The following is a 13,064-nucleotide window of genomic DNA, read 5'->3' as shown; positions in this document are numbered from 1 at the left end:
AAATGAAAGCGGTTCAAGTACGAAAAGCGTATGATCTGGTGACAGCGGAGGTGAAGAAGCCAGTTCTTTCAAAGGATGATGAAGTGCTCGTGAAAGTCAAGCGAGTCGGCATTTGCGGTTCAGACATGCACATTTATCATGGAACGAATCCGCTTGCTACCCTCCCGAGAGTTATCGGACACGAGGTAACGGGACAAGTGGAGGCAGTTGGTGCGAATGTACAGAGCCTAAAACCCGGTGATCATGTGGTGATTGAGCCGATTTCTTATTGCGGATCGTGCTATGCCTGCCGCAAAGGGCGGCCGAATGTTTGCGCCAAGCTTTCTGTATTTGGCGTACATGAGGACGGAGGCATGCGGGAATATATTGTGCTTCCGGAAAGGCAGCTTCACGCGGTCTTAAAGGACTTGCCTTGGGAGGAAGCAGTCATGGCCGAGCCTTATACGATAGGCGCCCAGGCAGTGTGGAGAGGCCAGGTGAAAAAAGGTGATACCGTCCTGATCCAGGGAGCGGGGCCCATCGGGATCTGTGTGTTGAAAATGGCAAAGCTGGCGGGCGCTGCTGTCATGATGACTGACTTGAACAACGAGCGGCTGGCATTTGCGAAAGAAAACGGCGCCGATGCTGTTGTAAATGTCCAAGCAGAACATGTTGCCGAGCGTGTCCTTGAATGGACTGGGAATGAAGGAGCAAACGTGGTCATTGATGCTGTTTGCCTGCCGGAGACTTTTGCACTTTCAATTGAGGCTGTGTCACCGGCGGGACATGTGGTTGTGCTTGGATTTGATGAAAGAGCTGCTCAGATTTCACAGCTGCCAATTACAAAAAAAGAAGTCACGATAACCGGATCGCGATTGCAGACCAATCAGTTTCCAAAAGTGGTAGAGCTTTTGAATGGAGGCCGGTTAGTGCATAACGGACTGGTGACCCATACATTTTCAGTTGATGACGTTCATCGCGCATTTCAGTTTATTAAGGAGCATCCAGATCAGGTGCGGAAAGCCGTCATCACGTTTGATTAAATGACTGAATCCGGAGGTGCGAGCATGAATATGACATTCCGATGGTATGGACGAGGCAACGATACAGTCACACTTGAACACGTGAAGCAAATTCCCGGAGTCAAAGGCATCGTTTGGGCTCTCCATCAAAAGCCTGTCGGCGACGTGTGGGAAAAAGAAGAAATCAGAGCCGAGACCGAATATATTCAATCCTATGGTTTTCATGCTGAAGTTGTAGAAAGCGTGAATGTTCACGAAGCGATTAAACTTGGGAACGAAGAACGCGGCCGGTATATTGAAAACTACAAGCAAACGATCCGCAACCTTGCCGGATTTGGCGTGAAAGTGATCTGCTATAATTTTATGCCGGTTTTTGACTGGACACGCACGGACATGTTCCGGCCGCTAGAAGATGGATCGACCGCTCTGTTTTTTGAAAAGGCCAAGGTGGAAAGCCTTGATCCTCAAGAGCTGATTCGGACGGTGGAGGATGCATCTGACATGACACTGCCGGGGTGGGAGCCCGAAAAATTGGCTCGGATCAAAGAGCTTTTTGCTGCCTACAGAACGGTCGATGAAGAAAAGCTATGGGACAATTTATCATTCTTTTTGCAGGAAATTCTTCCTGTTGCTGAGGCCTATGGTGTTCAAATGGCCATTCATCCGGATGACCCGCCGTGGCCGATTTTCGGACTGCCGCGCATTATCACAGGAGAGGCAAGTTATAAGAAACTGCGGGCGATATCAGATTCACCGTCTAATTGTATCACCCTTTGTACAGGTTCAATGGGAGCCAATCCCGCTAACGACATGGTGGAGATCGCTAAAACGTATGCCGGCATCGCTCCATTTTCACATATTCGCAATGTGAAAATTTATGAGAATGGTGATTTTATTGAAACATCTCATTTAACAAAGGATGGTTCAATCAACATTCAAGGCGTGATGGAAGAACTGCATAAGCAGGATTACGAAGGATATGTCAGACCGGATCATGGGCGCCATCTTTGGGGCGAGCAATGCCGCCCGGGATATGGCTTATACGATCGGGCACTTGGCATCATGTATTTGAACGGGCTGTGGGACGCCTATGAAGCAATGGCAAAAAAAGAGGTGGACGTATGATCCCGCTGCATGAGAACCTGGCTGGTAAAACGGCTGTCATCACTGGCGGCAGCGGCGTGCTTTGCTCTGCGATGGCACGGGAGCTAGCCCGTCATGGCATGAAGGTGGCGATATTGAATCGGACGGCTGAAAAAGGCCAAGCGGTCGTGAAGGAGATAACGGCGGCTGGCGGCACAGCGTGCGCTGTTGCTGCGGATGTGCTGGACAGGATGTCACTGGAGCGGGCAAAGGAAGACATCCTTGGCCAATTTGGCGCTGTTGATCTGTTAATTAACGGGGCTGGCGGCAATCATCCTGCCGCGATAACCGATGTGGAGACATATGAAGAAGCGGGAGAAGGCCAATCCTTTTTTGATATGGATGAGAGGGGCTTTCTAACTGTATTCTCCACCAATTTCACCGGTGCGTTTCTGGCCTCGCAAGTGTTTGGTAAAGAACTGCTGAAGGCACATTCACCCGCGATTATCAATCTTTCTTCGATGAGTGCTTATTCACCTATGACGAAGGTTCCGGCATACAGTGCCGCCAAAGCATCGATCAATAATTTTACGATGTGGATGGCTGTTCATTTTGCCGAAACCGGGCTGCGGGTCAATGCGATTGCCCCAGGCTTCTTTCTGACAAAACAAAATCATGATCTGCTGATCAACCAAGACGGAACATTCACCAGCCGATCTCACAAAATTATTGCGGGAACACCGATGAAGCGCTTCGGAAAACCCGAGGATTTGCTCGGTACGCTTCTTTGGCTGGCGGATGAATCCTATTCCGGTTTTGTCACTGGGATCACCGTTCCTGTCGATGGAGGATTTATGGCTTATTCAGGTGTGTAACGAAAGCGATGCAACAGAAACTGAACCAATATAGGGGTGAGGTTGAGATGTTTTCAAAAGATAAGCTTCCCGTTATCCTTTTTTTGTTCCTGGCAGGGGTGATTAATTACCTGGATCGCTCGGCGCTTTCCATTGCAGCTCCTTTTATTCAGGATGATCTCACATTGTCTGCCACGCAAATGGGCTTGATTTTCAGCAGTTTTTCGATTGGTTATGCCATTTTTAACTTTCTTGGGGGCGTGGCATCCGACCGCTATGGGGCAAAGCTGACCTTGTTTGTCGCGATGGTTGTTTGGTCGCTGTTTAGCGGAGCAGTCGCCCTCGCTTTTGGCTTTGTCAGCCTGCTGATTATACGCATTCTCTTCGGAATGGGAGAAGGCCCGCTTTCGGCGACCATCAACAAGATGGTGAACAACTGGTTCCCGCCGACCCAGCGGGCGTCTGTTATCGGTGTAACCAACAGCGGCACGCCGCTCGGGGGAGCCATTTCTGGCCCGATAGTCGGCATGATCGCAGTGGCGTTCAGCTGGAAGGTATCCTTCGTTCTCATTATGATTATTGGATTGATATGGGCAGTGCTCTGGTTCAAGTTTGTCAAAGAAAAGCCGCAAGAGACGATGAAGGAAGCACCGGCAATAAAAGCAGAAACGTCTCCCGGAGAAAAAATTCCGCTCACCTTTTACCTGAAGCAAAAAACGGTCCTGTTCACGGCGTTCGCTTTTTTCGCTTACAACTACATCCTCTTCTTCTTTTTGACGTGGTTTCCGAGCTATCTTGTCGACGAACGGGGATTAAGTGTTGAATCGATGAGTGTCATTACGGTCATCCCGTGGATTTTAGGCTTTATCGGGCTGGCTGCGGGGGGATTTGTTTCTGACTATGTGTACAAAAAAACGGCCCGAAAAGGTGTGCTGTTCTCGCGCAAGGTTGTGCTTGTCACGTGTTTGTTTTCATCAGCTGTCCTGATTGGTTTTGCCGGGCTTGTGGCAACGACTGCGGGGGCTGTCACTCTTGTCGCTCTGTCAGTGTTCTTTCTTTATTTGACCGGTGCTATCTATTGGGCTGTCATTCAAGATGTGGTTGATCAAAACAATGTCGGTTCTGTTGGCGGCTTCATGCATTTCCTCGCCAACACGGCAGGAATTATCGGCCCGGCTCTAACCGGATTTATTGTTGACCAAACAGGCACGTTTTCTGGAGCATTTTTGCTTGCCGGAGGGCTGGCTGTCTTCGCTTCACTTGCTGTGATTCGTTTTGTCCGTCCAATCATTGGCAAGCCAGCAGGAACAGAAGCTGAGAATCCTGTGTCTTATTAATCTGGAAATATAGTGGGAGAGGCGGTATGTTTGATGATACAATATACAGTAAATAATCGCAGCCGGTATGATAAGGAAGGGAATTAGATGGTAACCATAAAAGATATCGCAAAACTCGCAAACGTATCCCACACAACCGTTTCCAGAGCACTCAACAACAGTCCTTACATCAAAGAACATACGAAGAAAAAGATATTAGAGCTAGCAGAGCAGCTCAACTATACACCAAATGTAAATGCGAAAAGCCTGGCGATGCAAAAGTCGCATACGATCGGGCTGTTCTTTACAAGCATTACAAACGGAACCTCACACAGCTTCTTTGCAGACACAATCAAAGGCGTCAATCAAGCCATAAGTGAGGATTACAATCTGTATGTGCGCGGCATTGATGATCTGAAAAACTATGACTCCGTTACACCGATGAGGTATGACGGCATCATTTTAATGAGCCAAAGTGACATTGATAATTCTTTCATTTACCATATTCGCGAAAAAAACATTCCGCTTGTCGTGCTGAATCGTGATATTGATGATCGCACCATCACGAATATTTTGTCCAATGACAAGGAAGGCTCTCAAGAAGCTGTAGAATACTTCATTCAGTCCGGCCATCAAGACATCGCCATCATCGAGGGGATCGAAGGCTTTAAATCCTCCCAGCAGCGAAAGGAAGGCTACTTATCTGCACTGATTCAACATCATATTCCGATCAAGCATGAATACAGTGTCAAAGGACAGTACGATATGGAAAGCGGCTTTCAAGCGATGGAGAGGCTGCTGGCACTGCCGAATCCTCCAACCGCTGTTTTTTGTTCGAATGATGACATGGCAATCGGAGTGATGAATGCGATATTCGCAAAGGGCCTGCGCGTTCCTGATGATATTTCGGTGATTGGGTTTGATGATATTGGGTTTTCACAGTACATCACGCCAAGACTTACAACAGTAAAGCGCCCAGTGGAGAAAATCAGCGTGCTCGGTGCGCAAAAACTCTTGTCTCTGATCAGCGAGCCCGAAACAAAAGCAGAAAAAATCTTGGAAAACACAAAATTCATGGTGCGTGATTCAGTCAGACGATTGACGACGTGATGCCCCGTTTTTCAGCGGGCATTCTTTTATAAAGAAAAATGTTAACGTGTGCATAAAAAGAGGGAGGCAATAAGGATGCAGAAACTGAATAAAAATGTGTACGATCACTATACTCGGTATCCAGAAAAAATTCTCCAATTCGGAGAAGGAAACTTTCTTCGGGGATTTGTTGATTGGCAGATTGATCAATTGAATCAACACGCTAATTTTAATGGGAGCGTGGCAGTTGTCCAGCCAAGAGGCTCAGAAAAAATCAAACGATTAAATCAGCAAGATGGATTATATACGCTTTTTTTACAAGGAATGAAAGACGGAGAAGCGGTAAACGAGCATATGATTATCAACTCAATAAGCCGGGGGATTGACCTGTTTTCTGATTATGAAGCATACAAAGAATTGGCATCAAGCGAAAGGCTTCGGTTTATCATCTCCAACACCACTGAGGCTGGGATTGTATGTGATGAAAAAGATCGTTTAGAGGATAGGCCGCAAAAAACATTCCCTGGGAAATTAACTGCATTTCTCTACTTCCGCTATCAGGCTTTTAAAGGAGATCAGACAAAAGGGTGTGTCCTAATCCCATGTGAGCTGATTGAGAACAACGGTGAAAAGCTGAAGGAAACGGTTCTTCATTATGCAGGTCTGTGGAAGCTGGAGGAAGGATTTACACAGTGGATTCATGAGGCTAATACATTTTGTAATAGTTTAGTAGACCGGATTGTTCCGGGTTTTCCCGTCGACAGCATTGATGAGATCACGGCGGATCTTGGCTATCAGGATGATTTGATAGTTGTGGGAGAGCAATATTATTTATGGGTTATCGAGGGGCCTGATTGGATTGGAAAAGAACTTCCCTTTGCGGCTGCAGGGCTCCATACAAAGATCGTCAGCGACCTCACCCCATACCGGACTAAAAAAGTAAGAATTTTAAATGGCGCTCATACAGCAATGACGCCAGTGGCTTTATTATACGGCTTGAAAACTGTTAAAGATGCTGTCGAGCATCCGGAAGTGGGGCGATTTATAAGAGAGCTGATTGATGACGAAGTTCTTCCTGTTTTAAAAATGGAAGGTCTTTCTCAGTATGCTGACGATGTGCTGAACCGTTTTAAAAACCCGTATATTAAGCATTACCTGGAAAGCATTGCATTGAACTCCGTTTCCAAATTCAAAACGAGAAACCTGCCGACTCTTAAGGAATATGCTGAACAAAAGGGACAGCTTCCTGAACGCTTGGTGTTTTCTTTCAGCGCTCTTCTGTATTTTTATCATAATAATGAGACATTGCAGGATGATCCGGCAGTGCTTCAATTTTTCAAAGAGGTTTGGTGTCAGGAGGATGGCGACATGCTTCGGATTGCATCAAGAGTGTTAGGCGAACAGCGGCTGTGGGGGGCAGATCTCAATGAGATACCGAAGCTGACTGATAGAGTCGCTGTTTACTTGAATCTTATTCATGAGCTGGGCATGCAGCGGGCTCTTGAACAATACTGCATACAAGGGGGAGAGGTACGTTGAAGTCGTTTATAAAGATTCATAAGCAAGATAATGTCCTTCTTGCTCTGCGGGATATCCAAAAGGGAGAGAGGCTGCATGCGGACGGCGTGTCGATTGAAGTAAAAGATGATATAAAAAGAGGCCACAAGATTGCATTGCAGCCTATTAAAGAAAATGACAGCATCATTAAATACGGGTTTCCAATCGGTCATGCATCACAAGATATCTCGATCGGAGAGCATATTCATGTCCATAATACGAAAACAAACCTGTCTGATATCCAATCATACAGCTATACACCGAGATTTGATGAAAATCCGTATACTAATGAGAACCGGACGTTTAAAGGTTTTAGAAGAGAAAACGGAGATGCGGGTGTACGGAATGAATTGTGGATTGTCCCAACTGTCGGCTGTGTCAATGGAATAGCAGAAAAAATGCTGCAGCGTTTTGTCAGAGAAACAGGGGATATCGCTCCATTTGATAACGTACTGGTGTTAAAGCATCAATACGGATGCTCGCAGCTTGGCGATGATCACGAAAATACGAAGCAAATCCTGCTGAATGCCATTCGCCATCCAAATGCCGGCGGCGTCTTGGTGTTAGGGCTTGGCTGTGAAAACAATGAGCTGGCAAGAATGAAGGAAGCACTGCAAGATGTGAACTTGAAGCGGGTGAAGTTTCTGGAATCCCAGTCGGTGACCGACGAAATGGAGGCAGGCGTTGCTTTGCTGAAGGAAATTCATGAAGCGGCCAAAGGAGATAAGAGAGAAGACATTCCGCTGTCTGAACTGAAGATCGGGCTGAAATGCGGAGGTTCGGACGGTTTTTCCGGCATAACCGCAAACCCGCTGCTAGGCCGTTTTTCAGATTATCTCATTGCACAGGGAGGGAGCACGGTGCTGACGGAAGTACCGGAAATGTTCGGCGCAGAAACCATCCTGATGCAGCGGGCTGCCAATGAAGAAGTGTTTCATAAGATAGTCCAATTAATCAATGATTTTAAACAATATTTTATCAAACATGATCAGCCGGTGTACGAAAATCCTTCACCGGGCAACAAAGCGGGCGGCATTTCTACACTTGAGGATAAATCGCTGGGCTGTACGCAAAAAGCGGGGATTTCTCCTGTCACGGATGTCTTGAAATACGGGGAAGTGCTCAAGACAAGAGGGCTGACGCTTTTGAGCGCGCCAGGCAATGATTTGATCGCCTCCTCCGCATTGGCGGCGGCCGGCTGCCAAATTGTCCTCTTTACAACGGGGAGAGGCACGCCGTTTGGCACCTTTGTCCCGACGGTGAAAGTAGCGACAAACACCGAGCTGTATGAAGCGAAGCCGCATTGGATTGATTTTAACGCAGGCCTTTTAGCAGAGGATGATGTTCATGAGGAATATGTGCTGCGTGAGTTTATCCACTATATGGTTGAGGTGGCAAGCGGCCAGCTTGTGAACCATGAAAAAAATGATTTCAGAGAACTCGCCATTTTTAAATCGGGTGTGACGCTATAATAAGAAAAGGCTATCCTTCAAGCGGATAGCCTTCTTCATTAAATCAATTTTAAACCGCTGACTAAAATAATGGACGCCATAATAAATTGCAGCGGACGCGGGGAGAATCGAGGCGAAAGATGGCTTCCGATCAGCACGCCGGGAATTGAACCAATGAGCAGATTAGCTGCCAGCATGTAATCCACGCTTCCGAAGCTAGCGTTCAAAATGCCTGCTGCCGTAACAAGAAGAAATGCATGCGCGATATCGGTTCCGACAATCTGTGACGCTTTCATGTTAAATAAGTAAATCATGGCGATTGCAAATAATGAGCCGGAACCGATTGATGTTAAGCCGACGATAAACCCAAACACAACACCAATAAGAATCGTCAGAGCCCGCTTATTTTCAAGCGGCATCAGCTGCCAGCGGTTGGGACGAAGTTTTCTATCCAAAAACAAACGAACGATGATTGAAATGGCAACCAGCGTTAACACATATCCTAGAGCGTGCTTAATAATTTCTTCCTGATGCTGGTGAAAGGCGGGGAACAAATGCAAGATGCCAATGGCTAGCGAAGCACTCGGAATACTGCCGATGGCTAAGTATTTTACCAATTTAAAGTTAATCGTTTTCTGCCGCCAATGGGAGGCAACGCCAAAGAGCTTTGTGATCGAGTTATATACAAGATCTGTACCGACCGCGATGGAAGGATTAATTCCAAGCACAATTAAAAGGGGAGTTAATAAGGCCGCTCCACCCACTCCCGTCAATCCGACTAAGGCTCCGACAAACAAACCCATCAATATGATGCTTACACTCATGATAAAGGCCTCCTGAAAACCCGACTATTTTTATCAGATTATATATGATTAGGACGCGTTAATCAATTAAATTTTTTGAATTTTTGCACGTTAGCTGCTTGAAATTTTGGTATGCTCAATATCTCTATTCATTTGCCCTATAATGAGTGTCTGGACGAAATCGAGAAGTACTAAAGGCGCAAAAAAAAGATACCTCTTAACAGGTATCTTTTTTCTTGTTTACGCTACATGCGCTGCTGATAGAAAGGAAGCTCAGTGTGGCCCATTTCACGCACATAAACGAACAGGTTGCCTTTATGGTGAATTTCATGCTCCATTGCAAGCTGAAGCAGCGCGCGGCCTGTGACTTTTCTGCCGAAAGCGGATGTCAGATCAATTTCTCTGTCCAGCTGCTCTTCAGTCAGCTGTTCAAGGATAGCGACCGTTTTTTCTGTATATGTTTTTGCCAGAACATTGAGGTCTGTTTCTGTTTCTTCCTGCTTGTTTTGAAATGGTGAGGCATTGCCTTCCTTAATGACATTTGCGAACAAGTGGAAAGACGTAAGAATGTGTTTGACCAGCTCTTCTGCTGACATTGATGTTTCTGCCGGTTTGTAGCTGTAATGGTCTTTGCTGATTTTTTCGGCAAGCTCATTGGTCACGTTTCGATGGGATAAAAAATGGCTGACAATTTGATTGGATTGGCTCATTATGATCTCCTCCATATGTAAAAATAAATGGTGCAATGAAATCCTATATCAACGGTTATGAATTCACAAGTAATATGCTGTGGGATGAAACAAAATGCTATGTCAATCGTATATATAACGTTCACAAAACATGAAATGGAGTATAAACATGACTAATATACCTTTCATTTATCAGTACGAAGAAAAAGAGAATGAAAGAGCTGCGGCGGGCTACGGCACTTTCGGTTACCTTATCACACGGATTGAAGAAACGCTTTATGATCAATACGGTGTATTCTATGAGCTCTATGCCAGTGATGATCCAAATACGGAATACTGGGAGCTTCTTGTAGAAGATGTCCGCAGCGGTTCATTGGAGCCTGAGCATGTGGCATATATATTTGAAAAGCTTGAAAAGAAAACCTTTGCTTACGATGAAGATGAGAAAGAACCGGATTATACCGTCTATAAGTCTATAAGAAACAGTGTATACGCGTATCCTGAAAAGGGAGTTGCTTTTGCCAGAATTCCATATTTTCAAGATGGGAGCATTATGAGTTTTGATTGTCTGTTTGCGGTTAACGATGAAAGGATGCGTGCATTTCTGGAGGGAGTCAGACCGCGTCTTTGGGAAAAAAGCAAGCGGAAAGTGACCGTGTTTACGGATGGAGATGGAGGGACTTCAAGAGAGCAGGAAGCCATTGTCAGAGAGGTTCAGCGGAGTCAAGTCATCATGAATCCGCTATTGAAAAAGGAGATATACAGATCAATTGATCAGTTTTTTCATAATGATAAATCGTTTTATCAAACATATGACATCCCTTACAAGCGCGGCATTCTGTTATATGGACCTCCTGGAAACGGAAAGACGACGTTAGTGAAGTCGATCGCAGGCAGTATCGATGCACCTGTTGCTTATTGGCAAATTACTGAATTTACGTCGAGCGAGACAATAGAAGAAGTCTTTCAGGCAGCGAGACGCCTCGCTCCTGCAGTTCTGGTCATCGAGGATATAGATTCGATGCCGGAAGATGTGCGGTCCTTTTTTCTCAATACGCTGGACGGCGCGACATCAAAAGAGGGGCTATTTCTCATCGGTACGACAAACTATCCCGAAGAGATCGATCCAGGTTTGATGAATCGTGCAGGGCGATTTGACCGTGCCTATGAAATCGGGCTTCCGGATGAAGAGCTGCGGCTGGAATATATGAAAATGAGAGGCTTTGGCATCTTTTTGAGTGAAGGAGAAATAAAAAACGCCGCAAAACTTACAGAAGGCTTTTCCTTTGCACAGCTGGGAGAATTATATGTATCTTCAGCCCTTCAATGGCACCAAGAAGGGAATCACCATATTGAAACCATGGTGAAAAACATGACAGGAGAGCAAAGAAAAAGCCAGCGGGGAAGCTGGATGGAAAGAAACAAAGTCGGTTTTCACTAAAAGAAAGCACGGGTGTTTGAAAAACCCGTGCTTTTTTGTTGCGGTTAGCCGAAATTCGACAATTGCGGTTATTTTGCGTTCTTCTTTTTCTTGTAAATATGATAAAATATGACATATCTCGGGTAATTCAAAAGGGGGGATTAATTGAGGATGAAGCAGACGATTCCGTCCTCTTATGTCGGGCTTAAAATTAATGAATGGTATACTCATATCCGGCAGTTCCACGTCGCTGAAGCCGAACGGGTCAAGCTCGAAGTAGAAAGAGAAATTGAGGATATGGAAGAAGACCAAGATTTGCTGCTGTATTATTCTTTAATGGAGTTCAGGCATCGTGTCATGCTGGATTACATTAAGCCTTTTGGAGAGGACACGTCGCAGCTAGAGTTTTCAGAATTATTAGAAGACATCGAAGGGAATCAGTACAAGCTGACAGGGCTTCTCGAATATTACTTTAATTTTTTTCGAGGAATGTATGAATTTAAGCAGAAGATGTTTGTCAGTGCCATGATGTATTATAAACGGGCAGAAAAGAATCTTGCCCTCGTCTCGGATGATATTGAGAAAGCCGAGTTTGCTTTTAAAATGGCTGAGATTTTTTACAATTTAAAACAAACCTATGTTTCGATGAGCTACGCCGTTCAGGCATTAGAAACATACCAAATGTATGAAACGTACACCGTCCGCAGAATCCAATGTGAATTCGTTATTGCAGGTAATTATGATGATATGCAGTATCCAGAAAGAGCATTGCCCCACTTAGAACTGGCTTTAGATCTTGCAAAGAAAGAAGGCAATCCCCGCCTGATCAGTTCCGCCCTGTATAATCTCGGAAACTGCTATGAGAAAATGGGTGAACTGCAAAAGGCAGCCGAATACTTTGAGAAATCTGTTTCTATTTGCAAGTCGGAAAAGTTCGATAATCTTCCGCATTCTATCTACTCTTTAACACAAGTTCTGTATAAACAAAAAAATGACGCCGAAGCGCAAAAAAAGTATCGTGAAGGATTGGAAATCGCCCGTCAATACAGTGATGAATTATTCGTGGAGCTTTTTCAATTTTTACATGCGTTATACGGAAAAAACATAGACACAGAATCAGTCTCACACACCTTTCAATTTCTTGAAGAACATATGCTGTATCCTTATATTGAAGAGCTGGCGCATGATGCTGCCCAATTCTATATAGAAAACGGACAGCCCGAAAAAGCACTTTCATTTTATGAGAAAATGGTGCACGCACAAAAACAAATCCAGAGAGGAGATTGTTTATATGAAATCTAAATGGATGTCAGGTTTGTTGCTCGTTGCGGTCGGGTTCAGCTTTACTCAGGTGATGGTTCATGCAGGTGAAACAGCAAACACAGAAGGGAAAACATTTCATATTGCGGCACGCAATCAAACATGATGCATAAAAAAAGACCCTTAGGGGTCTTTTTTATTTCTTCAGCTTCCATTCTTTTATCGTCAGCTCAGAAGATCCACTTGCCACCAGCGGATCCGCATGGCCGATTTCCGCTGCCTCTTCCAGTGAATCTGCTTCGATGACATACGCTCCGCCTGTGGCGTCGCTAAATGGCCCAAACATTTTTAAACGTTTTTCTGCTTGTAAACGATCCAGAAATTCATAGTGCCCAGCCACATGCTCCTGATTAAATTTCTCCGTTCTCATTGTCAGCATTAAATATGTATACATATTCAGACCCTCCGTGAACTTCAGTTTAACACATTTATCCATATTACGGTGATAGATGATATGAGCTTTTCGTCCTACGAATGCCAC

General features: G+C 45.2%; 13 protein-coding genes. 10 read left to right on the top strand and 3 right to left on the bottom strand.

Annotated elements, in window-relative coordinates:
- The first annotated feature begins 2 nt into the window (after positions 1-2).
- The 7 genes from NYE22_RS15595 (at position 3) to NYE22_RS15565 (ending at position 8,372) form a co-directional block, all read left to right on the top strand.
- The gene (locus tag NYE22_RS15595) at positions 3-1,022 is read left to right on the top strand and encodes a zinc-binding alcohol dehydrogenase family protein (protein ID WP_077670640.1); all 1,020 of its coding nucleotides are present in this window, start codon (positions 3-5) and stop codon (positions 1,020-1,022) included.
- A gap of 24 nt (positions 1,023-1,046) precedes the next feature.
- Positions 1,047-2,126, top strand: a complete 1,080-nt coding sequence (gene uxuA / locus NYE22_RS15590) for a mannonate dehydratase (protein WP_077670641.1) — start codon at positions 1,047-1,049, stop codon at positions 2,124-2,126.
- Complete coding sequence (locus NYE22_RS15585; protein ID WP_283857283.1) at positions 2,123-2,959, top strand: SDR family oxidoreductase; 837 nt, start codon at positions 2,123-2,125, stop codon at positions 2,957-2,959. Before uxuA ends, NYE22_RS15585 begins: the two co-directional genes overlap by 4 nt.
- Positions 2,960-3,006: 47 nt before the next feature.
- On the top strand, positions 3,007-4,275 hold the full coding sequence (locus NYE22_RS15580) for an MFS transporter (protein WP_021479487.1): 1,269 nt from the start codon (positions 3,007-3,009) through the stop codon (positions 4,273-4,275).
- 87 nt (positions 4,276-4,362) lie between these two features.
- On the top strand, positions 4,363-5,364 hold the full coding sequence (locus NYE22_RS15575) for a LacI family DNA-binding transcriptional regulator (protein WP_161985935.1): 1,002 nt from the start codon (positions 4,363-4,365) through the stop codon (positions 5,362-5,364).
- Positions 5,365-5,439: 75 nt separating this feature from the next.
- Positions 5,440-6,882 carry a tagaturonate reductase gene (locus tag NYE22_RS15570; protein ID WP_161985936.1) on the top strand — a complete coding sequence of 481 codons (1,443 nt, stop codon included), beginning with the start codon at positions 5,440-5,442 and terminating at the stop codon, positions 6,880-6,882.
- A complete protein-coding gene (locus tag NYE22_RS15565; RefSeq protein ID WP_134991562.1) occupies positions 6,879-8,372 on the top strand; it encodes an altronate dehydratase family protein in 1,494 nt (497 codons plus the stop codon). Before NYE22_RS15570 ends, NYE22_RS15565 begins: the two co-directional genes overlap by 4 nt.
- Before the next feature lie 38 nt (positions 8,373-8,410).
- On the opposite strand, the gene NYE22_RS15560 is transcribed toward NYE22_RS15565, so the two are convergent.
- Positions 8,411-9,175: a sulfite exporter TauE/SafE family protein gene (locus tag NYE22_RS15560; protein ID WP_014476525.1), complete on the bottom strand. Its 765-nt coding sequence runs from the start codon at positions 9,173-9,175 to the stop codon at positions 8,411-8,413.
- A gap of 224 nt (positions 9,176-9,399) precedes the next feature.
- Positions 9,400-9,864, bottom strand: coding sequence for a DinB family protein (locus NYE22_RS15555; protein ID WP_015715724.1), 465 nt, complete (start codon positions 9,862-9,864; stop codon positions 9,400-9,402).
- A 148-nt stretch (positions 9,865-10,012) separates the two neighbouring features.
- Between NYE22_RS15555 and yjoB the strand changes: the two genes are divergently transcribed.
- The 3 genes from yjoB (at position 10,013) to phrA (ending at position 12,689) form a co-directional block, all read left to right on the top strand.
- A complete protein-coding gene (gene yjoB, locus NYE22_RS15550; protein ID WP_072175748.1) occupies positions 10,013-11,284 on the top strand; it encodes an ATPase YjoB in 1,272 nt (423 codons plus the stop codon).
- A gap of 144 nt (positions 11,285-11,428) precedes the next feature.
- Positions 11,429-12,565: a response regulator aspartate phosphatase RapA gene (rapA, locus tag NYE22_RS15545; RefSeq protein ID WP_015252291.1), complete on the top strand. Its 1,137-nt coding sequence runs from the start codon at positions 11,429-11,431 to the stop codon at positions 12,563-12,565.
- Positions 12,555-12,689 (top strand): phosphatase RapA inhibitor PhrA, encoded by a 135-nt coding sequence (gene phrA / locus NYE22_RS15540; RefSeq protein ID WP_003245487.1) that lies wholly within the window; start codon positions 12,555-12,557, stop codon positions 12,687-12,689. The genes rapA and phrA overlap by 11 nt, the downstream gene beginning before the upstream one ends.
- Positions 12,690-12,719: 30 nt before the next feature.
- Here the strand turns inward: phrA and NYE22_RS15535 are convergent, their stop codons facing one another.
- Complete coding sequence (locus NYE22_RS15535) at positions 12,720-12,977, bottom strand: YciI family protein (RefSeq protein WP_003232731.1); 258 nt, start codon at positions 12,975-12,977, stop codon at positions 12,720-12,722.
- Positions 12,978-13,064: the final 87 nt, after the last annotated feature.

Origin of the sequence: Bacillus sp. FSL K6-1560 (assembly GCF_038592935.1) — a bacterium.
GTDB lineage: Bacteria > Bacillota > Bacilli > Bacillales > Bacillaceae > Bacillus > Bacillus subtilis.
Note: the sequence above shows the minus strand (reverse complement) of the source record. Positions and strands in the feature narration are given on the sequence as shown.